This window comes from Pseudomonas sp. BJa5 (genome assembly GCF_030272875.2).
Taxonomy (GTDB): Bacteria; Pseudomonadota; Gammaproteobacteria; order Pseudomonadales; family Pseudomonadaceae; genus Aquipseudomonas.
Window position 1 is genome coordinate 20,688 of sequence record NZ_JALRNG020000009.1, and the last position, 26,619, is coordinate 47,306.

Genomic DNA, 26,619 nt, shown 5'->3' on the forward strand with positions numbered 1-26,619 from the left:
CACCCACGCCCGCAGAAGACGGGCGGCCATGACAACAATAACAATACGTGGAGTCACCCAATGCTGAACCATCGCACTCACAGTGCTGTGTATGCACAACGCCGTCTGCTGGCCTGCGCCCTCGGCCTTCTGGCCGTACCGGGCGCCCAGGCGTTCGAATTCGATACCGGCAGTGAAGACTGGGCCGTGCGCCTGGACAACACTGTCAAGTACAACTACGGCGTGCGCACCGAAAGCGCCGACAAACGCATGTTGGCAACGCCGAACAACAACGACGGCGATTACAACTTCCGCAAGGCCGGCACCAACATCACCAACCGTGTCGACCTGCTGACCGAGCTGGATGTCATCTACCAGCAAAAGATGGGCTTTCGCGTCAGTGCCGCCAGTTGGTACGACAAGGCCTATGAAAACACCGGTTCCAACTCCAACCCGTTCGTCAACGGCAACGGCGACCAGTCCGGTATCAACCCCAGCCTCAATGGCCTGGCCGGCACCGGCGTGCCGCTGGGCAACCCGCACCTGAGCAATTACGCCCAACGCTACTACACCGGCCCGTCCGGCGAAATCCTCGACGCCTTCGTGTTCATGAGCACCGAGGTCGGCGAAAGCTCGCAACTGAGCGGCAAGCTCGGCCAGCACAACCTGTTCTGGGGTGAAACGCTGCTCAACCCGGTGCACTCGCTCAGCTACGGCCAGTCGGGCCTGGACCTGGCCAAGCTGGCCGCGTCTCCCGGCACCGAAGCCAAGGAACTGTTCGTGCCGCGCAACCAGCTGTCGGCCAACTTCCTGGTCAACCCGGAGCTGACCATCGGCGCCCAGTACTTCTTCGAATGGGATGCCGCCCGCTTGCCGGAAGCCGGCACCTACTATGGCGGTTCGGACGTGGTGGGCGAGGGCGCCCAGAGCTTCCTGCTCGGCCATACCGGCACCCCGGGCCTGATCCCGGTGCGTGGCGCCCTGACCACCATCCGCCGTGGCGATGACCTGAACCCCGACAAGCGTGGCGACTGGGGCGTGATGGCCAAGTGGTCGCCTGAATGGCTGGGCGGCACCCTGGGCTTCTACTACCGCAAAACCTCGGAAATCCTGCCCCAGGCCTGGCTCGATACCCGTGGCCTGACCGTGGTCAACGGCCCGTTCGGCAACCCGGCGGGCAACCGTCAGCGCGCAGCGGGCAACCTGTACAACTCGCTGTCGACGGCGACCTACCAGTTCGCCTACTCCGATGACATCGACGTGTATGGCCTGAGCCTGTCCAAGGACGTCGGCGGCGTCAGCGTCGGCAGCGACCTGAACATTCGTCACCACATGCCGCTGGCCAGTATCCCGGCGATCGTCAGCGCACCTGGCCCGACCGGCCTTGCCGCCGGCCTCGGCTTGCTGCCGCCACGCCTGGCCAGCAGCGGCGTGATCGTCGAGAACCCCGAGGACGGCGACGGCCTGAGCGCTACCGGCCAGACCCTGCACTGGACCCTCAACGGCCTGATGACCATCGGCGACACGCCGCTGTTCGACTCGGCGACCCTGCTGGGCGAACTGTTCTACAGCAACCTGCTGTCGCTCGATGGCCACAACGAGGCGCTGTACAAGGGCAAGAGCAGCTACCGCGGCATCGACAAGCCGACCCGTGACAACTGGGGTGTCGCCGTCAACTTCACCCCGACCTGGTACCAGGTCATGCCCGGCGTCGACCTTGGCATGCCGCTGTCGGTCAACGTCGGCCTGGACGGTGTGTCACCGGTACAGGGCGGCGGCGCCGAGAACACCGGCAACTACGCCGTCGGCGTCAGCGCCGCGATCTACAACCAGTACTTCGTCGACCTCAAGTACGTCGACAGCTTTGGCGAAACCGATTCTTGCAACGACGGCCAGACCGACGGTGCAACCCCTAATGCCCTGGACGGCGAGCAGGACTACACCTGCTTCGGCGGCGGCTACTCATCCTTCTCCGGTGGCGGCGCCACTACCGAGGACCGTGGCGCGCTTTACCTCACCCTCAAAACCACCTTTTGAGCCCCGTCTTTAACAGACATCACAGGAAAACAATAACCATGAACTACGTGAAGACCCTGTTGGCCACGTGCCTGTCGCTGGCTGCCCTCAACTCCGCTCACGCGGCCGTTTCCAGCGACCAGGCTGCACGCCTGGGCACCAGCCTGACCGGCATCGGTGCCGAAAAAGCCGCCAATGCCGACGGCTCCATTCCTGCCTACCAAGGTGGCCTGGTAACGCCACCGGCAAGCTTCAAGAGCGGTGCAAGCATGCGTCCGGACCCGTTCGAGTCCGAGAAGCCGGTGCTGGTCATCGACGGCAAGAACGCCGACCAGTTCAAAGGCCAGTTGACGGCCACTACCCAGGAACTGCTCAAGCGCTTCCCGACCTTCCGCGTCGATGTCTACCCGACCCACCGCACCGTGGCGCTGCCACAGGCGGTACTGGACAACACCCGCAAGAACGCCACCGGTGCCCACAGCCAGGAAGGCGGTACCGCCGTCGACAACGTGCTGCCGGGCATTCCGTTCCCGATTCCGCAGACCGGTGCCGAGGCCATGTGGAACTTCCTGCTGCGCTACCAGGGCGTGAGCATGACCGCCAAGTACGACTCCTGGAACGTCGATGCCGCCGGCAAGCCGACCCTGTCCACCACCGGCCAGGCCAACATCAGCTATCCCATCTATGAAGACATGGGCAAGGTGATCGGCGCCAAGGACACCTACTACCAGATGAAGCTCTCCTACACCGCGCCGGCCCGCCGCGCCGGTGAAGCGATGATGCTGCGTGACGCCGCCAACCCGCTGGTGCAGCCACGCAGTGCCTGGCAGTACCTGCCGGGCCAGCGTCGGGTGAAGCTTGCGCCCAACCTGGCCTACGACACGCCGAACCCGGGTACCTCGGGCTCGGGTACCTACGATGACGTGTTCGTCTTCAACGGCGCCCTGGACCGCTACGACTGGACCCTGGTCGGCAAGCAGGAAATGGTGGTGCCGTACAACACCTACCGCCTGACCTACAACACCGACGTCAAGCAACTGACCACCGCCAATCACCTGGCACCGGAGTTCGTACGCTGGGAGAAGCACCGCGTCTGGGTGGTGGAGGGCAAGCTGAAGGATGGCGCCCGTCACATCTACCACAAGCGCCGCTTCTACCTCGACGAGGACAGCTGGATCGCTCTGGCCTCCGACCAGTATGACGCCCGTGGCCAGCTGTACCGTGGTTCGTTCGCCTTCCTCAGCCAGAGCTACGACAAGCAGACCCCGGATGCCACCCCGTTCATGATCTACGACCTGATCGGCGGCACCTACAACCTCAACGGCGTGGTCGGTGCCTACGGCGGCATCCGCTACATCGATCCGCTGTCCAAGACCCAGTGGTCGCCAGAGTCGCTGGCCGGCGCCGGTATTCGCTGAGTCTGAACATGGGGGCCGGGGTCGTCTTTCGATCCCGGCCCTTTGGTTGAACTATCCGGAGGATCGGGTATGTATTGTTTCAAGCGATGGAGCCTGCTGGTGCTGACCTGGAGCGTGCTGCAAGGCACGGCCCAGGCCGATGTTTACGTGGACGTGCTGGACCTGCCGGCCATGCCCAGCGCCCTGGCCGCTGCCAGCCCCCTGCGCGATGTGACCGCGGCCGGCTCGCGCCTGGTAGCGGTGGGCACACGTGGCCATATTCTGTATTCCGATGATCTGGGCAGCCACTGGCAACAAGCCCAGGTCCCCGCCAGTGCCGACCTCAACGCCGTGAGCTTTCCAACCCCTGAGCTTGGCTGGGCGGTGGGCAACGACGGTGTGATCCTGCACAGCCGCGATGGCGGCCTGAACTGGCAAAAACAACTGGACGGTCGCGTGCTCGGCGAGCAGGTACTGGCGCATTACCGCGCCCAGGCCCAGGCCAACCCGAACGACGAACGCTGGCCGACGCTGATCGGCGAGGGCGAGCGCCTGCAGGCCGAAGGCGCCGACAAGCCGCTGCTGGATGTCTGGTTCGCCGACGCCCAGCACGGTTATGCGGTGGGTGTATTCAACCTGCTGCTGTACACCGCCGACGGCGGCCAGCACTGGACGCCCTGGCTGGAACGCACGGACAACCCCCAGGCCTTGCACCTGACCAGCCTGGCCAGTGTCGATGGCGCGCTGTACATCACCGGCGAACAGGGTCTGCTGCTCAAGCTGGCAGAGGACGGCCAGCACTTCACCCGGCTGACCACGCCCTACAGCGGTACTTACTTCGGCCTGACCGGCAAGCCAGGCGTGTTGCTGGCCTACGGACTGCGCGGCCATGTGTTTCGCAGCGAAGACGGTGGCCAGCAATGGCAGCCGGTCAACACCGGGCTTGGCATCAGCATTACCGCGTCGGGCGTCGACAACGCCGGGCAGCTCTGGCTGGCCAGCCAGGCAGGCGACCTGCTGAGCAGCCGCGACAACGGCGCAAGCTTCAGCCCGCTCAAGCAAACCACCCGTACCCCGGTCAGCGGCGTCGCCTTCGATGCAGCTACCGACCTGGTGCTGGTAGGCGAGCGTGGCGTACGTACCCAGGCCCTCGAATAACCGCTGGCGAATAACAAGAGAAACCCTGATGGCCAACATCCAACAAGACACCCTGCCGGTGATCCGCACCCTGGGCGAATTCGACACGCGTTCGGGCAACTGGCTGGAACGCCTGGTTTTCAACCATCGGCTGCCGTTCATGCTCGCCATGCTGCTGGCGACGCTGGTGCTGGGCTACATGGCTGTAACCCGCCTTGAGTTGCGCCCAAGCTTCGAGAAGATGATTCCCCAGAGTCATCCCTACATCCAGAACTACCTGGACAACCGCCAGTCGCTGCGCGGCCTGGGCAACTCGCTACGGGTGGTGGTGGAGAACACCCGGGGCGATATCTTCGACCCGGCCTACCTGCAGACCCTGCGCCAGATCAACGACGAGCTGTTCCTCAGCCAGGGCGTCGACCGGGCCTGGATGAAGTCGTTGTGGAGCCCGGCGGTACGCTGGACCGAAGTCACTGAAGAGGGCTTCCAGGGCGGGCCGGTGATGCCCGACAGCTATCAGGGGGCAGCCGCCGATATCGAGCAGCTGCGCCTGAACATCGAGCGGGCCAATATCGTCGGCAGCCTGGTGGCCCGCGACTTCAAGTCGAGCATGCTGATCGTGCCGCTGCTGGACCAGGACTCGGCCACCGGTCGCGGTATCGACTACCAGGCGTTTTCGGCCAAGCTTGAGCAACTGCGCAGCAAGTACGAAGCCGTCGGTACCGAGAACGGCGGGCAGGGCGCCTACAAGATCCATGTGATCGGCTTCGCCAAGCTGATGGGCGACCTGATCGACGGGCTGATCCAGGTGATGCTGTTCTTCGCCCTGGCGGTGGCCACCACCCTGGTGATCATCTACCTCTACACCCGCTGCGTGCGCAGCACCTTGCTGGTGGTGGTGTGTTCGTTGACGGCCGTGGTGTGGCAGCTGGGCATTGTCGCCTGGCTGGGCTATGCCATCGATCCTTACTCGATCCTGGTGCCGTTCCTGATATTCGCCATCGGCGTGTCCCATGCCGCGCAGAAGATGAACGGCATCATGCAGGACATCGGTCGCGGCACTCATCGCCAGATCGCCGCCCGCTATACCTTCCGCCGCCTGTTCGTGGCCGGGGTCACGGCCTTGCTGGCCGATGCCGTGGGCTTTGCCGTACTGATGCTGATCGACATCCCGGTGATCAAGGACCTGGCCATCACCGCCAGCATCGGCGTGGCCGTACTGATCTTCACCTCGCTGTTGCTGATGCCGGTGGCGCTGTCGTACGTCGGCGTCGGTCGCAAGGCTGCCGAGCGCGCCTTGCGCATCGACTCGCGGGCGGCCGACCATCGCGGCTTCGGCAAGCTCTGGGACCTGCTCGACCGCTTCACCGAGCGCAAATGGGCCACGGCGGCGGTACTGGTGGCTGCACTGATGGGCGCCGGCGGCTTCTGGGTCAGCCTGCAACTGAAGATCGGCGACCTCGACAGCGGTGCGCCGGAGCTGCACGCCGACTCGCGCTACAACCGCGACAACGCCTACATCACCGGCCACTACGCGCTGTCCAGCGACACCTTCGCGGTGATGATCAAGACCGCGCCGGAAGGCTGCCTGCGCTATCAGACCCTGGTGCTCGCCGACCGCCTGGCCTGGCAGCTGCAACAGTATCCGGGGGTGCAGACCACCTTGTCGCTGACCAACGCGGTGCGCCAGATCACCGCCGGCACCTACGAGGGCAACCCCAAGCTCAACAGCATCCAGCGCAACCAGGACGTGCTCAACTACGCCGCCCAGCAAGCCTCGGTCAACGCGCCGGAGCTGTTCAACAACGACTGCTCGCTGATGCCGGTGATCGCCTACCTCAAGGACCACAAGGCCGATACCCTCGACCAGGTGGTGGCCATCGCCGAACGCTTCGCCAAGGCCAACAGCAATGACGAGCACCAGTTCCTGCTGGCGGCCGGCAGCGCCGGGATCGAAGCGGCGACCAATATCGTGGTCCGCGAGGCCAACCGCACCATGCTGTTGCTGGTGTACCTGGCGGTCACGCTGTTCTGCCTGATCACCTTCCGCAGCTGGCGCGCCACCCTGGTGGCGGTGCTGCCGCTGATGCTCACCTCGATCCTCTGCGAGGCGCTGATGGTGGCGATGGGCATCGGCGTCAAGGTCGCCACCTTGCCGGTGATCGCCCTGGGCGTGGGTATCGGCGTGGACTACGCGCTGTACCTGCTGAGCGTGCAACTGCATTACCAGCGCAAGGGCATGTCGCTGTCCCAGGCTTACGAAAACGCCGTGGCCTTCACCGGCCGGGTGGTCGGCCTGGTCGGCATCACCCTGGCAGCCGGCGTGGTGGGCTGGGCCTGGTCACCGATCAAGTTCCAGGCCGACATGGGCATCCTGCTGACCTTCATGTTCCTGTGGAACATGCTCGGCGCGCTGATCCTGATTCCGGCCCTGTCGCACTTCCTCCTGCCCGGCAGCAAGGCTGCCGAGCCTGACACCAGCTCCGTCCCTGCCGACGGACTGCAAAACAAAACCCAAGAAGTCGAGTATTCGCATCATGTCTGATTACCTTCCACCCCTGCGTGACATGGATTTCCTGTTCAACGAAGTGTTCGACATTCCCGCCCAGTGGGCAGGCATGCCGGCCTTGGCCGAACAGATCGACGCCGATACCGCCAGGGCGGTACTCGAACAGGCCGGCAAGGTGATCGCCCAGGTGGTCGCGCCGTTGAACCGCAGCGGCGACGAGCAGGGCTGCCGCTGGGAGCAGGGCCGGGTGATCACCCCGGACGGCTTCCCCCAGGCCTACCGCACCTACGCCGAGGACGGCTGGGTCGGCGTTGCCGGTGCCCCGGAATTCGGCGGCATGGGCATGCCCAAGGTGATTGGCGCCCAGGTCGAGGAAATGCTCAACGCCGCCAACCTGTCCTTCGGCCTGTACCCGATGCTGACCGCCGGCGCCTGCCTGTCGCTGCTCAACCATGCCAGCGAGGAACTCAAGGCCCGTTACCTGCCGCCCATGTACGAAGGCCGCTGGACCGGCTCGATGTGCCTGACCGAACCCCATGCCGGCACCGACCTGGGCCTGATCCGCACCAAGGCCGAACCCCAGGCCGACGGCAGCTACCGGGTCAGCGGCACGAAGATCTTCATCACCGGCGGTGAGCAGGACCTGACCGAGAACATCATCCACCTGGTGCTGGCCAAGCTGCCCGACGCCCCGGCCGGCGCCAAGGGGATCTCGCTGTTCCTGGTGCCCAAGGTGATGGTCGATGACAACGGCGCGTTGGGTGAGAGCAACGCCGTGAGTTGCGGCTCGATCGAGCACAAGATGGGCATCAAGGCTTCGGCCACCTGCGTGATGAACTTCGATGGCGCCGTCGGCTACCTGGTGGGTGAGCTGAACAAGGGCCTGAACGCCATGTTCACCATGATGAACTACGAGCGCCTGGGTGTCGGCATCCAGGGCCTGGCACTGGGTGAGCGTTCCTACCAGAACGCCATCGAGTACGCCCGTGAGCGCTTGCAGAGCCGCGCTCCGACTGGTCCGGTGGCTGCCCAGCTTGCCGCCGACCCGATCGTCGCCCACCCGGACGTGCGCCGCATGCTGCTGACCATGAAGGCCCTGAATGAAGGCGGACGTGCGTTTTCCACCTTCGTTGCCCAGCAACTGGACCTGGCCAAGTACAGCGAAGACGCCGAGGCACGCAAACAGGCCGAAGCACAAGTGGCCTTGCTGACCCCGGTGGCCAAGGCGTTCCTGACCGACATGGGCCTGGAGACCACCGTACACGGTCAGCAGGTGTTCGGCGGTCATGGCTACATCCGCGAATGGGGCCAGGAGCAGCTGATTCGCGATTGCCGCATCACCCAGATCTACGAGGGCACCAACGGCATCCAGGCCCTGGACCTGGTCGGTCGCAAGCTGGTGGCCGATGGGGGGCGCGCCTATGCCGCGCTGTCTGCGCAGATCAACGCCTACGCCCAGTCGCTGGCGCCGAACCGCGCAGAATTCAGTGCGCCGCTGCTGGCCGCGCTGAGCAACCTGGACGAACTGACCGCCTGGGTACTCGACCGTGCCCAGGGCAACCCGCGGGAAATCGGTGCGGCCTCGGTGGAATACCTGCATGTGTTCGGTTACACCCTGTACGCCTACCTGTGGGCGCAGATGGCCGATGTCGCCCTGGACAAGGAGGGTGAGTTCTACGCCAGCAAGCTGGGCACCGCGCGCTTCTTCTTCGCCCGTCTGCTGCCGCGCATCCACTCCCTGAGCGCCAGTGTCAAGGCCGGTAGCGAAAGCCTCTACCTGCTCGACGCCGAACAACTGTGAAGGACCCCCACATGACCAACACCCGTGTCATTACCCCGGCGCCCGGGGCCTACAGCTACCCGCTGCTGATCAAACGCCTGCTGCTGTCGGGCGTGCGCTACCAGCCCGGCCAGGAAATCGTCTACGCCGACAAGATGCGCTACAGCTACGAAACCCTGCTCGAACGTATCCAGCGCCTGGCCAATGTGCTGGTCCAGGCCGGGGTGAAGCCCGGTGATACCGTGGCCTTGCTCGACTGGGACAGCCATCGCGGCCTTGAGTGCTTCTTTGCCGTGCCGATGATTGGCGCCGTGCTGCACACCGTCAACGTGCGCCTGTCCACCGAGCAGGTGCGCTACACCATGGACCATGCCGAAGACCGGGTGGTGCTGGTGCACGACGACTTCCTGCCGCTGATGGAGCAGCTCAAGGACCAGCTGCCGACCGTTCAGCGCTTCATCCGCCTGGGCGAGCATGACAACTGCACTACCAGCCTTGAGCTTGCCGGCGAGTACGAAGCCTTGCTGGCCGCTGCCGACACGCAGTTCGACTTCCCTGATTTCGATGAAAACTCGGTAGCGACCCTGTTCTACACCACCGGCACCACCGGCAACCCCAAGGGCGTGTACTTCACCCATCGCCAACTGGTGCTGCACACCCTCAACGAGCTGGGCACCTTCTCCGCCTGTGGCGGCGAACCCTTGCTGCGTAGCGACGACGTCTACATGCCGATCACGCCGATGTTCCATGTGCATGCCTGGGGCGTGCCCTATGTCGCCACGGCGCTGGGCATCAAGCAGGTCTATCCCGGCCGTTACGAGCCCAACCAGCTGGTGCGCCTGTTCCGCGAGGAGCAGGTGACCTTCTCCCACTGCGTGCCGACCCTGTTGCAGATGATGCTCGAATGCGACGAAGGCCAGCGCACCGACATGGGCGGCTGGAAAATGCTCCTGGGCGGCAGCGCCCTGACCCAGGGCCTGGCCAGCAAGGCCAGCGCCCGCGGCGTGCGGGTGTTCTGTGGCTACGGCATGTCCGAGACCTGCCCGCTGCTGAGCCTCACCCACCTCAGTGCCGAGGAACTGACCCTGCCCATGGCCCAGCAGCTGTCGCTGCGGATCAACGCCGGCGTGCCGATTCCGCTGGTGGACCTGCGTATCGTCGACGAGCAGGGCGCCGACGTTGCCCACGATGGCGAAAGCCTGGGCGAAATCGTCGTGCGCGCGCCCTGGCTGACCCAGGGTTACCTGAAGGAGCCGGAGCAGGGCGCCGCGCTCTGGGCCGGCGGCTGGCTGCACACCGGCGACATGGCCTGCATCACCCCCAGCGGTGTGGTGCAGATCCGAGACCGGATCAAGGACGTGATCAAGACCGGCGGCGAATGGATCAGCTCGGTGGAGCTGGAGAGCCTGATCAGCCAGCATGCCGGTGTCGAATCGGTGGCCGTGGTCGGCATTCCCGACCCGCGCTGGGGCGAGCAGCCCATGGCGCTGGTGGTCTGCGCCGCCGGCAGCTACCTGGACCAGCCGGCGCTGGCGCAGCACCTGCAGCAGTTCGTCGACAGCGGGCGCCTGAGCAAGTGGGCCATCCCGCGGCATGTGCGTTTTGTCAGCGAGATCCCCAAGACCAGCGTCGGCAAGATCAACAAGAAGTTGATCCGGGAAACTGCCGGGCAGTAAGGGCAGGGCGGGGCGGGTGTGACCCTGGCCCGTCCCGCCGCTTCCAATCGAGTACCTCCCACCGGCAAGAAGGTGCTCGATGAACCGCTTTATCGCCCCGGTCGACCTGGCCAAGGCCTACCGTTTGCTCAACCACGGACCTACCGTACTGGTATCGGCCTGTCACGACGGCGTCGACAACGTGATGGCGGCCGCCTGGGCCTGTGCGCTGGACTTCATGCCACCCAAGCTGACCGTGGTGCTGGACAAGGCCACCCAGACCCGCGCCCTGGTGGAAGCCAGCGGCCTGTTCGTGATCCAGGTGCCAACCGCCGCGCAAGTGCAACTGACCCATGATGTCGGTACCCGCAGCCTTGCCGATACGCCCGACAAACTCCAGCGCGCCGGCGTCGAGCTGATGCGCATGCCCGGCCATGAACAGCCCTTTGTCGAAGGTTGCGCCGCCTGGCTGCTGTGCCGGCTGGTTCCCGAGCCGCATAACCAGCAGAGCTACGACCTGTTCATCGGCGAAGTCATCGAAGCCTGGGCAGACAACCGGGTATTCAAGGACGGCCACTGGCATTTCGAACAGGCTGACCCGGCCTTGCGCAGCCTGCATTACATTGCCGGCGGGCATTTCTATGCCATTGGCGAGGTAGTCAAGGCAAAGGTCGATGAATAGCCTATCTTGATTGCCTGTTGGAAGCGGAAACGCCGGCACTGGGCGGCAACAAGTACCATCCCCTGTAGGAGCAACTCTCTTTGTGGGAGCCTGCGATCGACTGCGCAGCAGTCGCAGCCCAGCCACTTCGTTGTGCCAGACAGACTGAGGCCGTCTGGCTTTGCGGCCGTTTCACGGTCGATCGCAGCCTGGCGGCAGCTCCCACGGATAACCCGCAGAGCCCCCGCAATCACTGTAGGAGCTGGCGAAGCCTGCGATCGACTGCGCAGCAGTCGCAAACCGGTACACCAGCTACGGTCTTTGCGCTTTTGCCTGGCGACGCAACTCCAGTGGCGTGCTGCCGATGACCCGCACAAAGCAGCGCAGCATGTGGTCGGCATCGCCAAAACCACACTGCCTGGCGATCGCCTCGAACTTCTGCTGCCCATCCTCGACCAAGGGCCTCGCGGCTTCGATGCGCAGACGCTCGACCGCCTTGGCCGGGGTCACCCCGACCGATGCCGCGAACACACGGGCAAACTGGCGCACGCTCATATGGGCGACGTCGGCCAGACGCTCGACGGACAGGTCGTCGCGCAGGTGATCCCGTGCATAACTGAGCACCGTACGGATGCGGTCCGAGCCCGGATCCAGCTCCAGCAGCGACGAGAACTGGTACTGACCGCCGGGGCGCCGGTAGTAGACCACCAGCATGCGCGCTACCGCTCGCACCACCTCCTTGCCCAGGTCTTGCTCGATCATGGCCAGGGCCATGTCGATGCCCGCCGACATGCCTGCCGAGGTCCAGACATTGCCGTCTTCGGTCCAGATCCTGTCGCCATCGACGCGCAGGGCAGGGTAGCGCGCCTGCAAGTGTGGCGCGTAGTTCCAGTGGGTGGTGGCGACACGCCCATCGAGCAGGCCGGTCTCGGCCAGCACGAAGGCGCCGGTGCAGACACTGGCCGTGCGCCGTGCACGCGTGGCGATGCGCTGGATGACATCGGCGATCGGCAGCAGCCAGTCACCCACCGGCACCGCCGGCGCGCCGACGATGATCAGGGTGTCGATCGCTGCAGCCAACGGCAAAGCCTGGGTCTCTACCGACAGCCCGCCAGAGGTGCGAATCAAGCCGCCGGCAAGCGAGGCGACGGTGAAGCGATAGCTTGAAGCCTGCGCACGATTGGCGTTGGCAAAGGCTTCGAGCGGGCCACTCAAGTCCAGCAGGACGAAGTCCGGGTAGACCAGAAAGCAAACGTGACGGGACATGGCCTCAACCCCAGAGGACCTGGCAGACGCCTCATTAATCGCAGCTGCCGGCCGCAAGGTCAACGAACGGCCGAAATCCAGGGACAAACGTCCTTTTGCCGGTGCCCGGGTGCCGTACCTTGAGCACACCCCCACCCCAGAGGACATGCAAATGACCCGTAGCACCTCAACCCGCCAGCGCATGATCGCCTGCACCACCTTGCTTGCAAGCCTGCTGATAGCACCCGGCATAGGCTTTGCCGCCGAGAATCCCTACACCGACCCGGTCAAGCCTGCACTTCCGGCCTCGACCTTCCAATGGGACTCAAGCCGCACCGCGCTGGTGGTGATCGATCCGCAGATCGACTTCATGAGCCCGGAAGGGGCAGGGTGGCCGGTGTTCGGTGAGAGCGTCACCGAACAGCACCTGGTGGCCAACCTGGAGCGCTTGTTCAAAGCCTTCAAACAGTCCGGCACGACCGTCGCCATTTCGCCGCACTACTACTATCCCCATGACCATAAATGGCAGTACGAGGCACCGGCAGAGACGGTCCAGCACAAGCTCGGCATGTTCGACCGCAAGGGTGCCCTGACCCTCGACGGGTTCCGTAACTCGGGCGCCGACTTCATGCCGCAGTTCAAGGCGTACATCGAAGACGGCAAGACCCTCGTGGCCTCGCCGCACAAGCTCTATGGCCCGCAGAGCAACGACATCATGCTGCAACTGCGCAAGCAGCGGGTCGACAAGATCGTCCTGGCCGGCATGGCCTCGAACCTGTGCGTGGAGTCGCACCTTCGCGAGTTCCTCGAGCGTGGCTTCGAAGTGGTCGTGGTCCGTGATGCCATTGCCGGGCCAAAGCTTGCGGAGGGCGATGGATACGGGAGTGCACTGGTCAACTTCCGCTATATCGCCAATGGCTTGATGACCACCGAGCAGGTAGTGGGCAAACTGGAAGGTCGCTGAACACTGCCAGGTTTGCCAGCGGACAGGGACGTCCGCTGCGCCAGTGTTGATCACGGATTGGCAGTGCGCATGAAGGTGCAGGGCCGATACCGAGGATTCATCACCTACTACCTTCCCACCGCGGGGAAACCGTGGTGCCTTGCGCCCCACACCGCCGCAAACGTTGCGACCAGCAGCACCAGCAGTGCCGGAGAGAACGCCCCGACGCCGAGGCGATCCAGCAGGGCGCCGCCGACAATACCGCCACCCGCGATTGCCAGGTTCCAGGCCGTGACCAGCATCGACTGCGCCATGTCGGCGGCGTCCCCGGCCGTCCTGGCGATGGCCGTCTGAAACAGCGTCGCGGCACCGCCGAAGGCCAGGCCCCAGGCGATCACCGCCGCATACACCACGGCAGGCGCATCGCCGGCCACACCGAGTGCCAACGCGGACAGGCCGAACAAGACCGTGCTGGCGAGCGTCAGCGCGCGCAGATGGCGGTCGATCAGCATGCCGATGATCCAGATTCCCAACAGGGACGTGACACCGAACACCAGCAGCACCAGGTCGGTCCTTTCAGCCATGCCCACCATCGCGAGGAACGGCGCGATGTAGGTGTAGAGGATGTTGTGCGCCAGCACAAAGGCCAGCACCACGAACAGTACCGGACGTACACCGGCCACTGTGAACACCTGCCCCAGCGACAGCCGCTTGCCTGCTTTTTGGCCGGCGAAGTCCGGCACCTTGACGCGCACCCACACCATGAGCAGCAGCGCCAGCCCGCTCATGATGCCGAAGCACATCCGCCAGCCCACCAGGTTGCCGAGGAAGGTGCCAGCCGGTACGCCGAGCGACAGCGCCAATGGCGTTCCCACCATAGCGATGGCGATGGCCCGGCCCTTCTGGTGCTCAGGTACCATGCGCGCCGCATACCCCGCCAACAGCGCCCACAGCAGGCCGGCCGACACGCCCGCCAGGAAGCGCGCTACTATCGTCAGGGTATAGCTACCGGATAGCGTCGTGACTGTGTTGGCAATGACAAAGCCCGCAATGGCCATCAGCAGCAGGGGACGACGGCGCAGGCCCTGTGTCGCGCAGGTCAACGGGATGGCCGCGACCAGCGAGCCCATGGCATAGGCCGTGACGGTCTGCCCGACCCATGCTTCGGAAACCGCCAGGCCTTGCGCCATCTGCGGCAGCAGGCCAGCCGGCAGCGCTTCGGTCAGGATGGTGATAAACGCTGCTGTAGCCAACGCCAGCAGCGACGCGATGGGCATGCGTTGCTGATGCACGGCGATCATCGCGCAGCCTCCAAGGCACCGTAGACCGCATCGCGCAGATCGGTGACGAACCGGCCGGACATGCCCTCGTACAACGTATTGGTGAAAGCGACCACGCTAAGGCCCTGCGCCCGGTCCACAAACCAGGCATGACCGTAGGCACCACCCCATCGCCAGGTGCCGACCGACTCCGGCGATAACGCGAGCCGTGGATCGCGCAGGACCGAAAAACCGAGGCCGAAACCGAAGCCCGGCGCATTGGGCAGTTCGAGCCCCCCGGTCTGGTCCCGTCCCATCTGCGCTATCAGCTCGTCAGGAAGCAGCGTGCTCGCGCCCTGACGCAGGGCTTCCAGCAAGCGCAGGAAGTCCCCCGCCGTGCCCGCCATGCCCGCGCCGCCCGAAGCAAAGGCCTGTGCATCGAAAATACGGGCCGGGCTGTAGGCGATACCGACCGCGCCCTCGAAGGGCGATACCGTTTCTCCCTCATCCAGCCGACGCGGCTGCGGCAAGTCGTTTACATAGGCGGTGGCCACACGCTGGGGATTGTGTACGACGAAACCCGTATCCGCCATGCCCAGTGGACCGGTCACGCACTGGCGCACGGCCTCGTTCAATGTGACGCCCTGAATGCGCTCGATCAATGCCCCCAGCACATCGGTCGCCAGCGAATAGCACCAGGAGGTACCCGGCGCATACAGCAGTGGCACACTGGCAATGCAGCGCAGGTTCTCGGCCAGGCTGATGCTGGCAGCATCCATACCGTCCGAGACACCCGCTCGTGCGTAGGGACCGTTCGCATCGGCTTCGAAAAAGCGATAGCCCAGTCCGGCCGTATGACTGAGTAGCTGTCGCGCGGTGATGCGCGCCGGCTTGCCGTTTGCCAGCCGGGGGCGGAACTCGGGCAGCCAGCGGCCGATGTCCTCATCCAGGTCGAAGCGGCCTTGCGCCACCAGTACCAGCGCCGTCGTCGAAACGATGACCTTGCTCACCGAGGCCAGCCGAAAGACTGTCTCCAGGGCCATCGGCCGCGCGCTGTCGCGGTCGGCAAAGCCTGCCGCTTGCTGGTGGATCAGTTCACCATCACGTGCCACCAGCACGACGGCACCGACCAGCCGCCGTTCATCCAGCGCCTGCTGAACGACGTGCTGAATAGGGGAGGACAAGTAGGCAGGTGGAACACCTTGGTGCAGGGGAGGGAAGGGCTTCGTCACGGGATTGTCCTTGATTGAATGGGCCAAGCCGTGACCTTAGAAAACCTGCCATTAAAGAAAAAGTAGGCTAGATTACCGCGCTGTACGGACTTACATGTCCGCAATTGAGGTAGGGTATGGACAGCCTGAATGGCTTTGTCGTGTTCGTGCAAGTCGCCGAAACGCGCAGCTTCGTGGGCGCTGGCCGACTGCTGGGCGTGTCGGCCTCCGCCGTTGGCAAGCGCGTGGCGCGACTGGAAGAGAAGTTGGGCGTGCGCCTGTTCTACCGCAGCACACGCAGTGTCACGCTGACGGCGGAGGGTTCATTGTTCCTGGAGCGCAGCCGGCGCATCCTGGCCGAGATCGAAGCGGCGGAACTGGAGCTGTCACAGGCCAGTGGCGCACCGCGCGGACGCTTGCGGGTAAGCCTGCCGTTGGTCAGCTCCTTGGTGTTGCCTGTGCTCGGCGAGTTCATGCGCGAGCACCCCGCGATCGAGTTGGACCTGGACTTCACCGATCAAGTGGTTGATGTGATCGAGGACGGCTTCGACGTCGTGGTGCGTACCGGTGAACCCGCCGACTCCCGCCTCACCGCACGCCGATTGGGGAACTTCCGTTCGATGCTGGTGGCCTCGCCAGACTACCTTGCGCAGCGTGGGACCCCCCAGTTGCCGGCCGATCTGTTGCAGCATGTGTGCCTGCACTACCGCTTCCCCAACAGCGGAAAACTGGAGCCATGGGCACTGCGACAAGCCGCTGGAGAGCCCGAGTTGCAACTGCCCACCTCAATGGTCTGCAACAACATCGAGACGCGCGTGTGCTTCGCCCTGCAGGGGCTGGGGATCGCCTACCTGCCGGACTTCTCCATCCGCGAGGCGCTGGCCGACGGTCGACTGCGGCCAATCCTGGCCGACCATGTACAGCGCAGCGGCGTCTTCCATGTGCTGTGGTCGGCGAGCAAGCACCCGTCACCGAAGGTCCGGGCGCTGGTGGACTTCCTGTGCGCACGGGTATTCCCAGCGCCGAAGAGCAGCGCGTCAGTGTCCGGGTAACAAGCGCGAAGCTGCCGGCCTGGTACGTGTTTATCGAGCGCTTGCCGTTAGCGCTTTTCGTGTCTGCCAGAGGCGTGCAGCTTGATGGTGTCCATGACGGCAGCGGTCATGATTGCAGTGGAGACGCCGAACATGAGAATGCCATTGGCCGCCTCCAGGGGACTGAGCAGGCGCCATTGATCGCTCAGCACCACATCGCCGTAGCCCAGGGTGGCGAAGGTCACGCCGGAAAAGTACAGCGCGGTGGTGAAGTCCTCGAATTCACCCAGCAGCAGGAACAGCACGGCCCACAGGGCCATTTGCACATAGTTGCCGATGAGCATCACCACCATCACCATCGACAGCAAGCGCACGTCATCACGCCAGGAGGGGCGAGCGCTCGTCTTGCGTCGCAGCACCACATAGCGTTGCGCACACAGGGCCAGGAACAACGCCTGCAAGATTACGCAAAGCACGATCACCGGTAGGCCTACCAGAAAATTGATCAGCATGGCTGACTCTCTTGAGCGGTTGGGTTGGACATATTTCGACGTTGCCGGCGCTTGTCGAGCAGATAGACCATCGCACAGGCATACAGGGTGACCAGAATGAACAGCCCCATGCGGATGGCGAAGGCGGTGTAGACATCCTTGCCGGCGGCGCTGTCCTGCACCGACTGGCCGAGCAGAATGATCATGGTCGTCAGGCTGTTGAGCCAGAAGCCCGGCTTGTAGTTACCCGGGCTCAGCCCGTAGAGCTTGCGGGCCAGCAGCAGCCCGAACAGCAGCATCCACAGGAAGAACATCCACAGGTTGACGAACAGGCCCAGGGCGAACCAGAAGAGTATCGCCATCAGGCCGCCCAGCAGGGTCGAGCCGAGCAGTTCCCGGCCGGCGGTACGCGCATTGGTGGCGGTGCTCTGCTGGCCGAGGTTGACCGACTTCATGACGATCGGCATGTAGCTGGCCGGATCGATCAGCGCCAACAGGAAGGCGGGCATCACCACCAGTGCTGCGCGCACTGCCAGCCAGCTGATTTCATCAGCTGGCAGGGCAGGTGAGGGGGCGGGTGGCTGGGTGCCGATCGGATCAGGGAACAGCCAGTGGCTGATCGATACCACCGTGAGGGCCAGGAGCAAGCCCTTGACCAGCGAAACGATGACCTGCAATGCCAGGTCGAATTCGGTAGCGCCGGCCGCACTGATCATCGTCAAGCCGATCACCATGAAGGTGGCGACCAGCGCGTTGCCGCCACTCATGCCGTAGCGAAAGACCAGAAACAGGCACAGCCCGACCAGCATCACGCCGGTTGCCGCGTAGTAGTGCAACAGCGGAATGAGCAGCAGGCCGCTGCTGGTGGTCACCATCAGCATGACAGCCAGGCCCAGGCTGGCCTTGAATGGCAGTGGTCGATTCATCGCCGCCAGCATCGTCAGCGCCAGCATCGGTGCCAGGAAGGGGATCGGCAGGGCCAGGCCGAAGCTTGCGGCCAGGCACAGCGCGGTGCCAGTGGCCAGGCGCAGGGCGCGCCTGGCACGGAGTTGCTGCTCAGTAGACATACGACATCCAGCTCATCACGCGCAGGAACAGCCGGCCAAGCAGGTTCAGCGGGTTGCCTTCGCTGGGGAACGCCATGACCTCGGCCTGGCCACCGACACGAATGCTACTGATATCGTCGGTCAACTGGCCGGGCGCAAGCTCGATGATCACCGGAAAGCGCTGGGCCGGGCGCAGCCAGTCACGGCTGTTCTGCACCGTGGGCAGGGTCCCGGCTGGCGTGCTCTGACCGGTACTGACGCCATAGCCGATACTGCGCACCTGGCCTTCGAATATCCTGCCGGGAAGGCTATCGAGCACGATGCGCACTGGCGTCCCGGGCCTGACCTTGCCCAGGTTGTTCTCCGTCATGTCGGCCGTGACCCATACATCGTGGATGGCGATCAAGGTCATCAACGGCGCACCGGCGCTGGCGAACTGGCCGACATCGGTGCGCAGGTCGGTGACCAGGCCGGCCGAGCGGGCCCGTACCATGCTGTTGGCCAGGTCCAGTTCGGCCTTGTCCAGATTGGCGATGGCGGCGAGCAACTGGGCATTTTTCTCGTCGCTGCCACCTTGGGTTTCGCGGGCGCGTTCTACTTCAGCCCGCGCCGCGGCGACGTTGGCGACGGCCGCATCGAGGGTGGCGCGGGAAACCTCCAGCCGACGCAGGGAGATGGTCCCGGGGTCTTCCTTGTACAGGCGCTCCAGGCGCTGGAGGTCCTGCCGGGACATGACTTCGTTGGCCTGGGCCGCTTTCAGCGATGCCACCTTGGAGTCGATACCCGCAGTATTGGCGCCGATCTGTTTGCGGGTGGTCTGCAAGTCGGCACGCGCGCGGTCGACAGCGATCTGGTATTGCTGCGGGTTCACTTCGAACAACACTTCGCCGGCCTTGACGTCCTGGTTGTTGCGCACGTTGACTTTGGTGACCCTGCCGGCGACCTCCGCTGCCACCGGAACGACGAACGTTTGCACCCGTGCCTGTTGCGTGTAGGGGGTAAAACGGTCGGCCAGCAGGTACCAGACCAGGCTCAGGAGGATCAGCACGGCAATCCAATTCACCGCTTTTTTTGTCGGGTCGGCCGCAGGCGAGGGCGTGGTTTCTTCCGTCTCTTGTTGGCGGTCACTCAATTGACACCTTCCTTCGCTTCATCGAGCAGGTCGCCCCAGTCGGTGCGTTGCTGCATCTGTTGGCGGGTGGCCGGATCGAGCAGCGGCCGGTCGCTGTACCAACCGCCGCCGAGGGCCTTGTACAGGGCGATCAGGCTGTTGACGGCGGTGTTGCGATTGACCAGGTAGTTATCCTGCTGGGCGAACAGGGCCGCCTGGGCATCGAGTACCCGCTGGAAATCCGAATAGCCTTCACGGTACTGGGCATTGGCCAGGGACAGGGAGCGTTCGGCGGCAATCGACGATTCGCTGAGGATACGGTCGCGCTCCAGGGCCTTGAGCAGGCCGGTCGCCGCATCGTCGGCCTCACGCGCCGCCTGGCGAACGCTGTCCTGGTAGACGACGATCAATTGCTGCAGGCGGGCGTCCTGGATGCGCACATTGTTGGTGATGCGGCCATGGTCGAACACATCCCAGCGCAGGCTGGGCCCACCGATCAGGTCCAGGGTGTTGGAGGTGCCGTCCAGGGAGCTCGCGGACCAGACGATGCTGCCCAACAGGCTGATGGAAGGGTAAAGGTCGGCCTCGGCGACACCGATCAGCGCCGACTGGGCCGCGACTTGAGCTTCTGCAGTCCGTACATCCGGACGGCGTAACAGCAGGTCGGCCGGTACCCCCTGCAGCACGGCACGGTCGACCAAAGGCACCATCCCCGTGTTGGTCTGCAGTTCTGGCATCGCGCCGGGCGGACGACCGATCAAGGTGGACAACGCATTGCGTGTGCTTGCCACCTGCGCCTCCAGATCGGGGATGGTGCTCAAGGTTGCCAGGTACTGGGTCTTGGCCTGTTGCAGATCGAGTTCGGCACTATTACCGCTCAAGAACAGGCGCTCGGTGATCTCATAGCTGCGCTTCTGCAGTTTGGCGTTGTTCCTGGCGATGAGCAGGCGCGCCTCGGCGGTACGCAGCGCGTAGTAGGTTTGCGCCACCTGGGCGTGCAGCAGCACCAGCACGTTTTCATAGTTGCTCTGGGCTGCGAACCAGGCCGCATCGGCCGACTCGATGGCGCGGCTGAACCGGCCCCAGAAATCCAGCTCCCAGCCGATGTCGAAGCCGGCGCTGTGTTGCCACAGGTGGCTGTCCTGCGGATTGTCGCCGCCCCATTGGCGACGCTTGAGGTAGACGCTGTCGGCACTGATCTGTTGGAATTGCGGGTAGCGGTTGCTTAACGCAATGCCCAGTTGTGCGCGGGCTTCCATCACCCGCAGGCCGGCGATTTCCAGGTCGGCGTTGTGGGCATCGGCCTCGGCGATCAGTTGGTCGAGTACCGGGTCGGTAAATACGTGCCACCACTGGCGGCTATCGGGTTGCGTACGTTGCTGGCTGGCAAGCTCCAGGGCAGGGGAGTTCCAGTGCTCGACCCAAGGCTGGGTCGGCGACTGGAAGTCCGGGCCCAGGCGCACACAGCCGCCCAGGCCCAGGGCGCCGCACAGCAGCAGCCGGCTCATGCGCGCAGGACACGACATCAAGCGCATTCTCCTCAGACCGGTGGCGGCTCGTTGGTCGCGTCAAGTCGCGGTTGCTCATCGCGCGGTAGTTCATCCAGCACGTCGATGTGCGGCTGGTCCTCGACCCATTGCCAGAACAATTGATAGGCAACCGCCAGTGCCACCGGCCCGATGAACAGGCCGATGAATCCGCCACTGACCATCCCGCCCAGGGCGCCTATCAGGATCACCGGCATCGGCACATCGACGCCGCGGCCCAGCATCAATGGCTTGAGGATGTTGTCGGCCATGCCGGCAATCAGGCTGTAGATGGCGAACACGATAGTGCCAAGCGTGGCGCCTTCAGTGGCAAAGACATAGGCGATTACCGGCAAACTGACGAGAATCACCGGCAACTGCATGATCCCCATCAACAACGCGACCATGGCCAGCAGCCCGGCACCGGGCACCCCCATGACCACGAAACCGACACCCACCAGCAGCATCTGGATAAAGGCGATGCCCACCACGCCCTGGGCGACCGCGCGGATGGTCGCGGTGCTCAGTTCGACAATGCGCGGGCCACGTTCGGGGCCGGAGAGGCGGGTAGCGATGGCGATGGCGCTGCGTTGGCCATTTTCGCCGTAGGCCATGAGCACACCGGCAATGATCAGGGCACCGATGAACAACAGAAAGCCCACACCAACACCGGCCATCTTGCCCAGCAAGGTCAAGCCGACCGACTTGATGTAAGGCATCAGCTTCATCAGCACGCTGCTCATGTCGGTGGCCGACTGCACCCAGAAGGTGTAGAGCGGTTTGCCAATGAGCGGCAGGGTGGCGATTTTCTCGTTCGGCAGCGGAATTTCCAGGCTGTCTGACTTGAGCATGGTCAGGGTCGCCTCGATCGAATCACTGATCGACGTACCCAACAGGTAGATCGGCACCATCAGCAAGGCCAGGGCGACTACCACGATCAGGGTAGCGGTGCGACCGTCCTTGTTACCCAGCTTGCCCTTGAGCATGTTGTGCAGCGGGTACAGGGTAATGGCCAGGATCACGGCCCAGAGCATCAGATTGAGGAAGGGATGAAAGATCTGGAAGCAGAACAGCACCAGTACCGTGATCAGTCCGGCGCGAATCAAAACATCGAGCAACCCACCGGACAGTGCTCTTGCGGAAATGTTCGTGCGCAACATTGTCTAGCACCTCGCGACTCGTCACCAGGATCGGGATACGCTTAGGCAGCATAGACGTTGAATTGCCGGGCGTTCCAAGGCGCGGGCTCAACGGCGTGAGAGGAGTAGGGCTGGCAAATTCTGGTTGCGTAGCCATCGCTGACATTATAACTCAACTAAATGACTATTTAGTTGAGTTATATCTTTCGGTTATCAATATAAAGTACCAGAAAGGTCAGGGCATGCGTCCTTCTTTTCTGAACAATGTGTCGCCACTCAGATCCGCGTTGATTCTGAGGCCGAATTATCAAGGTCAAGCGCCCATGGTCCCAAGAATTGCTGCCAATGAACGATCCTGTAGGCCAGACACCTGAAATCGTGCATCACGCGCTAAATGCCTGAACCTGCGAGATTCCCCGTAGATCGCCCAGCCCAAGGCGACACGGATAGACCGACGCCGTAGGAAGCTACATAGATGGAAAAATTCGTGAATCTTGAGGCCAAGGCCTTACCGGTACTTCGACAACAACTGCAGGTCAGCGCCAACGGTAAGCCTGAGCATCGTGAAATGGCTTATGGTTGAAATCTGGCGCGGCCAACGGGTCATTCATCATGACGATGCTCGAGAGATTCCACCGTGTGTTCATCAACTCAACGGTTGGCGTCTGCTGGAACGAATCTGACGCTGGGCAATGTACCGAAGCGAATCCTGGTGAGATTGCTGCGAAGAGCGCAGGTTGTGGTGATGGGTTGGCGCAAGGCGCATGCTTTTCAGGATGGACGCATTTTTAATGACGCAAGCAGATAGCCGGACAGCCTGTTGAACCAGGAGGCGAATGTGGGCTTGTGCCTGGTTTCAAATCTGCTCAACCCACGGGGCCGAGTCTCTATAGATGACTACGCATAATGTATATTATGTTAAATCAATAACCTACCTAAGCGTCTTCTTCATGTCACCAGCCCCCCCAAAACCAGACTTTGCCTGAATTGACCATACACCCCTCGAATTGAATCGCCCCGGATTCTCCAGACACCTTGCAAGCTCACTGCATAACGCTTTTCAAACTCTACCGGTGACAGCTGATTGTTGAAACCATGCCGACGTTTTGCGTTGTAGAACATCTCGATGTAATCGAACACATCACTACGAGGATCTTCCCTCGTCGTGTAGATTTTCCGCTTGATCCGTTCCCGCTTTAGAAGCTGGAAAAAGCTCTCGGCCACGGCGTTGTCATGGCAGTTACCTCGGCGACTCATGCTGGCAACCAAATTGTTCGCCTTCAAAAAGCTGCGCCAATCGGTGCTGCTGTACTGGCTGCCTTGGTCGGAGTGAACCATCACCTCCTGCTTTGGTTTACGCCTCCAAACCGCCATCAATAACGCACCAATGGCCAAATCACTGGTCATCTGCGACTTCAATGACCAGCCAACAAGACGATTAGCGATCGCAAGCGGCTATTCAGAGACCAGCCCGAATACGCGCCATCCCCCCCGCGAGCTTATTTCGTTGGCTTACGACCGCTCCGGGGCACTGGCGCCTTGAACGGCGTTTTCTTCGGCGGCTTGTATTTGCACTTCGGAAAGGTTGAACAGGATAGGAATTTTCCGTACGGCCCTGGTCGCCATATCAGCTCACCAACTTTGCAGCCTGGGCAGGCAGGCCCCTTGGCCTTGAGGGGAGCTTGCGCAGCGGTCGATCCGGCAGCGGCCCTATCAGACTTGCGTTCAGCGGCCATCGACTGCTTTATAGCTCGGCCGTTGTCATCACAGGGAGCTAAAACACCTTCGTCGATCAACTCTTGCAGGAAAGGTGAGCGGCGCCCTGCGACAGTGAACATTGCCACGCTGCGCCTTGCCCTCGTCAGTGCGACGTAGAAAAGCCGACGCTCCTCACTGGATGGAAAGGTGTCGCCCTGCGGCATAACCAGGGAGAACAGTGGGTCGTCAACTTTAACGTTTGGAAATCCACGCATGACCATTCCGGGAAGAATCACATAGTCGGCCTCATCACCCTTTGAGGTATGCACGGTCTTGAACCTGAATGCCATGCGATCCCCAAACCGTTGCTGCCAATCGTCACTCAGGAATTTGGCGTCCAGCTTGTAGCGCCCCAACACGAAGACGTTCACTTTGCCGCCCCGCCCCAAAGGCACTCTACCCTCGCAGATCTGCTGGTAGAGACGCTCGACATACTTATCAACCGCTTGGGCTACCTTATTTCGGTGCCCCACCTGTATAGCCTGGAAGGCCGGCCCGATGGGCGCCGTCACAGAGTTCACGTTCTTCTTGAATTGCGCTGGGTTCTTCGACACGAATCGGCTGGAGACGTCACAAATGGCCTGAGGGCATCTGAATGTCGTTTCTAGCCGAAGAACCTGTCCATGGCCGTACCAGGGTTTGAAACCTGTCATTACGGAAACGTCAGCGCCCGCGAATCGGTTGATCGATTGCCAGTCGTCCCCGACGGCGAACAGAAACCGATTAGGCTGGCGAACGAGGGCTTTGCAAAGCCGCGCCCGCGCACGGGAAGCGTCCTGGTATTCATCAGCCATCACTAGGTCGTATGGCGACCGGTGCCCGGCCTCCAAATACCCCGCAGCCTTGTTAATCATGTCTTCGAAGTCGATTCCGTTCTCTGCAGCCAAGGCTTTGTCCCATTTGTTGACTACCGGGATCAGCAGGTCTACGAACATGTTGAACCGGTACTTGAAGGCGCCGCTGTCCATCTCGGCCAAGCGAGCCTTCAAGTCCAGTTCCGTATAGCAGTTGCTTTTGAAATGGTTGATGAACGTACGGATCAGTCCGAGCAGGTCGGCATGCTTGATGGGTTCCAGACCATTGGAGGGGATCGGTCGATCAGGGTTTGGATCAAGCTTGATGCCCCTGTTGGTGAGCTCTTTCGCTAGATGAGTGAACGCTTCCCCAGTGCGGACTTGATGAGAGAGCGTTTCGATCAGGTGCGTTCCCTTTTGCTTGTGGATCTGACGCTTCCAAGCCACCCCGTCCAGGTATTTCTTGAACTGCTCAGGCGGCTGGCCATCTTCATCCAATGCAAAATGCTCATGGTAGAGATTTAGACTTGGATAGAAAAAATCCGGGAAGTACTGACGATGTTCTGACGTCGCAGTCGGGTGCTCGTACTCACGTTCGTACTGGTAGTCGACCCCGTTGTAAAAAAGCCAGTTGGCAATGATGCACTCTTCCTGACTGGCCACCTCCTCGCCTTTTAGGGTTACCAGTTTCCCCTCGCCGTCCGAGTTTGTCGTATCGAACAGCTTGTCGTTGCGTGAAAGCGGTAGGTGTCGACCAAATACCAAACGGAAAATATCCCAACGCGTACGGAACGCTGGGCACTCATCTTTGAGGTCGTCGACAATGTCGGAGAGCTTGGCCAGCGCGAGATGTTCTTTGCGAGCCCATGCGGGTATATGCGGTGTGCTTCCGGTAGCTGAACCGATGATCTTCAGCCCTAACGAATGGAACGTCATGGCTGCGATCTCAACGCTAGGCTTGCCAAGGCGTTCAAGAGAGGCATTGGCCCGTGCTTGAAGTTCTGCAGCCGCATCCTTGTTGTAAGCTAGCATGACGATAGATTTGGGGCTGACAATCCCCCGATGCATGGCATAGATGGCCTTGGCGACCATTGTGGAGGTCTTGCCAGATCCCGCCGATGCGACAACCTGAACCCGGTTGTCAAAGCACACCACTGCCTCCGCCTGCTCGTCAGTTAAAGGCTTACTTTCTACCTTGTCGAAAAGCTCCCGGCAGTCACGAAGCTCTCGCTCCGCGTGCAGCTTGTTGCGCTGCTCCCAGGTGACCGTCCAATCAGACGTCCATCGTTCGATATCAAGCCCCGCTTGGGCATACCCATCCTTTAGATGAGCTCTCACCTCTGGCGTTTCGAGCAGCTCTTTCAGGGCCGCCACGCTCAACTCTAGGGTTGGTTTGCTACTCAGTAATGCTTGCTGGTTTTCATGGGTAAGCCAGCGGTGCTTTTGATCAGCGGTTGCTAAAGCGTGGTCAACATTTGCGAGCCACTGGGAAAGCTTGGCATAGTAGTAATCGAAGCGTTGGCAGCGGGATCGTTTGAGGAGATCGGACACCGCACGGTGCAGAGCCGTGGCGCGTAGGTTGGAGAGACCACCAAAGCGCACGCCCGTGCTTGCAGGCCACACGAGTTCCGACCATAGCAAGCGGCGTTTGATTTCAAAGCTTGTGAGTGTTTGAGGCGTTATGTGGTATTGCTGCCCACCGACGGAGACAACAAGACGATCGTCCTCAACAAGGAGACGCCAGTTGGCTGATCTGGTCAGTAAGCGCCCTAGTCTGGATGGCGTCCACTCCAAAAACATACACAATTCCTACACCCCAATAGGCGCTATTCTAGCCCAATATTCAGGGTTTTCGGACGTGCGCATCGATAGGTTCAGATCTCGGGTCTAGAACCGAAGCGCTCATGTAGCCCACGGTTGGTACCCACTCC

At 62.5% G+C, this 26,619-nt stretch carries 18 protein-coding genes and 1 pseudogene; 9 read left to right on the plus strand and 10 right to left on the minus strand.

Going from position 1 to position 26,619, the window contains the following annotated elements; genetic code table 11:
• Window positions 1–60: 60 nt before the first annotated feature.
• The 7 genes from M2D63_RS07340 (at window position 61) to M2D63_RS07370 (ending at window position 11,155) form a co-directional block, all read left to right on the plus strand.
• Window positions 61–2,016 carry a DUF1302 domain-containing protein gene (locus M2D63_RS07340; RefSeq protein WP_285862178.1) on the plus strand — a complete coding sequence of 652 codons (1,956 nt, stop codon included), beginning with the start codon at window positions 61–63 and terminating at the stop codon, window positions 2,014–2,016.
• 38 nt (window positions 2,017–2,054) lie between these two features.
• Window positions 2,055–3,413 (plus strand): DUF1329 domain-containing protein, encoded by a 1,359-nt coding sequence (locus M2D63_RS07345; protein WP_285862179.1) that lies wholly within the window; start codon window positions 2,055–2,057, stop codon window positions 3,411–3,413.
• A gap of 69 nt (window positions 3,414–3,482) precedes the next feature.
• Window positions 3,483–4,550, plus strand: coding sequence for a YCF48-related protein (locus tag M2D63_RS07350; RefSeq protein WP_285862180.1), 1,068 nt, complete (start codon window positions 3,483–3,485; stop codon window positions 4,548–4,550).
• A gap of 28 nt (window positions 4,551–4,578) precedes the next feature.
• Window positions 4,579–7,074 carry an RND family transporter gene (locus M2D63_RS07355; RefSeq protein WP_285862181.1) on the plus strand — a complete coding sequence of 832 codons (2,496 nt, stop codon included), beginning with the start codon at window positions 4,579–4,581 and terminating at the stop codon, window positions 7,072–7,074.
• Window positions 7,067–8,839 carry an acyl-CoA dehydrogenase C-terminal domain-containing protein gene (locus M2D63_RS07360; RefSeq protein ID WP_285862182.1) on the plus strand — a complete coding sequence of 591 codons (1,773 nt, stop codon included), beginning with the start codon at window positions 7,067–7,069 and terminating at the stop codon, window positions 8,837–8,839. Before M2D63_RS07355 ends, M2D63_RS07360 begins: the two co-directional genes overlap by 8 nt.
• 11 nt (window positions 8,840–8,850) lie before the next feature.
• Complete coding sequence (locus tag M2D63_RS07365; protein ID WP_285862183.1) at window positions 8,851–10,494, plus strand: fatty acid--CoA ligase; 1,644 nt, start codon at window positions 8,851–8,853, stop codon at window positions 10,492–10,494.
• 79 nt (window positions 10,495–10,573) lie between these two features.
• Window positions 10,574–11,155, plus strand: a complete 582-nt coding sequence (locus M2D63_RS07370; protein WP_285862184.1) for a flavin reductase family protein — start codon at window positions 10,574–10,576, stop codon at window positions 11,153–11,155.
• A 291-nt stretch (window positions 11,156–11,446) separates the two neighbouring features.
• Here M2D63_RS07370 and M2D63_RS07375 read toward each other — a convergent pair whose 3' ends face one another.
• Window positions 11,447–12,400: a GlxA family transcriptional regulator gene (locus tag M2D63_RS07375; protein WP_285862185.1), complete on the minus strand. Its 954-nt coding sequence runs from the start codon at window positions 12,398–12,400 to the stop codon at window positions 11,447–11,449.
• 151 nt (window positions 12,401–12,551) lie between these two features.
• On the opposite strand from M2D63_RS07375, the gene M2D63_RS07380 reads away from it, so the two are divergent.
• Complete coding sequence (locus tag M2D63_RS07380; RefSeq protein ID WP_285862186.1) at window positions 12,552–13,343, plus strand: cysteine hydrolase; 792 nt, start codon at window positions 12,552–12,554, stop codon at window positions 13,341–13,343.
• Window positions 13,344–13,450: 107 nt separating this feature from the next.
• Here M2D63_RS07380 and M2D63_RS07385 read toward each other — a convergent pair whose 3' ends face one another.
• Window positions 13,451–14,623, minus strand: coding sequence for an MFS transporter (locus tag M2D63_RS07385; RefSeq protein WP_285862187.1), 1,173 nt, complete (start codon window positions 14,621–14,623; stop codon window positions 13,451–13,453).
• Complete coding sequence (locus tag M2D63_RS07390) at window positions 14,620–15,813, minus strand: serine hydrolase domain-containing protein (RefSeq protein WP_405309343.1); 1,194 nt, start codon at window positions 15,811–15,813, stop codon at window positions 14,620–14,622. Before M2D63_RS07390 ends, M2D63_RS07385 begins: the two co-directional genes overlap by 4 nt.
• A 116-nt stretch (window positions 15,814–15,929) precedes the next feature.
• Between M2D63_RS07390 and M2D63_RS07395 the strand changes: the two genes are divergently transcribed.
• Entirely contained in the window at window positions 15,930–16,844 is a 915-nt protein-coding gene (locus M2D63_RS07395; protein ID WP_285862188.1) for a LysR family transcriptional regulator, read from the plus strand.
• Window positions 16,845–16,891: 47 nt separating this feature from the next.
• Here M2D63_RS07395 and M2D63_RS07400 read toward each other — a convergent pair whose 3' ends face one another.
• The 7 genes and pseudogenes from M2D63_RS07400 to M2D63_RS07430 all read right to left on the minus strand — a co-directional run bounded on the left by M2D63_RS07400 (window position 16,892) and on the right by M2D63_RS07430 (window position 26,488).
• On the minus strand, window positions 16,892–17,335 hold the full coding sequence (locus M2D63_RS07400) for a potassium channel family protein (RefSeq protein WP_285862189.1): 444 nt from the start codon (window positions 17,333–17,335) through the stop codon (window positions 16,892–16,894).
• Window positions 17,329–18,381, minus strand: coding sequence for a DUF2955 domain-containing protein (locus M2D63_RS07405; protein ID WP_285862190.1), 1,053 nt, complete (start codon window positions 18,379–18,381; stop codon window positions 17,329–17,331). Before M2D63_RS07405 ends, M2D63_RS07400 begins: the two co-directional genes overlap by 7 nt.
• The gene (locus tag M2D63_RS07410) at window positions 18,371–19,492 is read right to left on the minus strand and encodes an HlyD family secretion protein (RefSeq protein ID WP_285862191.1); all 1,122 of its coding nucleotides are present in this window, start codon (window positions 19,490–19,492) and stop codon (window positions 18,371–18,373) included. Before M2D63_RS07410 ends, M2D63_RS07405 begins: the two co-directional genes overlap by 11 nt.
• The gene (locus M2D63_RS07415) at window positions 19,489–20,997 is read right to left on the minus strand and encodes an efflux transporter outer membrane subunit (protein WP_285862192.1); all 1,509 of its coding nucleotides are present in this window, start codon (window positions 20,995–20,997) and stop codon (window positions 19,489–19,491) included. The genes M2D63_RS07410 and M2D63_RS07415 overlap by 4 nt, the downstream gene beginning before the upstream one ends.
• A gap of 14 nt (window positions 20,998–21,011) precedes the next feature.
• A complete protein-coding gene (locus tag M2D63_RS07420) occupies window positions 21,012–22,157 on the minus strand; it encodes an AI-2E family transporter (protein WP_285862193.1) in 1,146 nt (381 codons plus the stop codon).
• Between the two features lie 1,008 nt (window positions 22,158–23,165).
• Window positions 23,166–23,579: pseudogene (locus M2D63_RS07425) on the minus strand (IS3 family transposase); the annotation flags it as partial.
• A 56-nt stretch (window positions 23,580–23,635) separates the two neighbouring features.
• Window positions 23,636–26,488, minus strand: a complete 2,853-nt coding sequence (locus M2D63_RS07430; protein WP_285862194.1) for a UvrD-helicase domain-containing protein — start codon at window positions 26,486–26,488, stop codon at window positions 23,636–23,638.
• Between the last annotated feature and the right edge of the window lie 131 nt (window positions 26,489–26,619).

What these genes read in the sequence shown, in the direction of transcription:
- M2D63_RS07340 (WP_285862178.1), top strand. Translation starts at nt 61, where the DNA reads ATGCTGAACCATCGCACTCACAGTGCTGTGTATGCACAACGCCGTCTG.
- M2D63_RS07345 (WP_285862179.1), top strand. Translation starts at nt 2,055, where the DNA reads ATGAACTACGTGAAGACCCTGTTGGCCACGTGCCTGTCGCTGGCTGCC.
- M2D63_RS07350 (WP_285862180.1), top strand. Translation starts at nt 3,483, where the DNA reads ATGTATTGTTTCAAGCGATGGAGCCTGCTGGTGCTGACCTGGAGCGTG.
- M2D63_RS07355 (WP_285862181.1), top strand. Translation starts at nt 4,579, where the DNA reads ATGGCCAACATCCAACAAGACACCCTGCCGGTGATCCGCACCCTGGGC.
- M2D63_RS07360 (WP_285862182.1), top strand. Translation starts at nt 7,067, where the DNA reads ATGTCTGATTACCTTCCACCCCTGCGTGACATGGATTTCCTGTTCAAC.
- M2D63_RS07365 (WP_285862183.1), top strand. Translation starts at nt 8,851, where the DNA reads ATGACCAACACCCGTGTCATTACCCCGGCGCCCGGGGCCTACAGCTAC.
- M2D63_RS07370 (WP_285862184.1), top strand. Translation starts at nt 10,574, where the DNA reads ATGAACCGCTTTATCGCCCCGGTCGACCTGGCCAAGGCCTACCGTTTG.
- M2D63_RS07375 (WP_285862185.1), bottom strand. Translation starts at nt 12,400, where the DNA reads ATGTCCCGTCACGTTTGCTTTCTGGTCTACCCGGACTTCGTCCTGCTG.
- M2D63_RS07380 (WP_285862186.1), top strand. Translation starts at nt 12,552, where the DNA reads ATGACCCGTAGCACCTCAACCCGCCAGCGCATGATCGCCTGCACCACC.
- M2D63_RS07385 (WP_285862187.1), bottom strand. Translation starts at nt 14,623, where the DNA reads ATGATCGCCGTGCATCAGCAACGCATGCCCATCGCGTCGCTGCTGGCG.
- M2D63_RS07395 (WP_285862188.1), top strand. Translation starts at nt 15,930, where the DNA reads ATGGACAGCCTGAATGGCTTTGTCGTGTTCGTGCAAGTCGCCGAAACG.
- M2D63_RS07400 (WP_285862189.1), bottom strand. Translation starts at nt 17,335, where the DNA reads ATGCTGATCAATTTTCTGGTAGGCCTACCGGTGATCGTGCTTTGCGTA.
- M2D63_RS07405 (WP_285862190.1), bottom strand. Translation starts at nt 18,381, where the DNA reads ATGTCTACTGAGCAGCAACTCCGTGCCAGGCGCGCCCTGCGCCTGGCC.
- M2D63_RS07415 (WP_285862192.1), bottom strand. Translation starts at nt 20,997, where the DNA reads ATGTCGTGTCCTGCGCGCATGAGCCGGCTGCTGCTGTGCGGCGCCCTG.
- M2D63_RS07420 (WP_285862193.1), bottom strand. Translation starts at nt 22,157, where the DNA reads ATGTTGCGCACGAACATTTCCGCAAGAGCACTGTCCGGTGGGTTGCTC.
- M2D63_RS07430 (WP_285862194.1), bottom strand. Translation starts at nt 26,488, where the DNA reads ATGTTTTTGGAGTGGACGCCATCCAGACTAGGGCGCTTACTGACCAGA.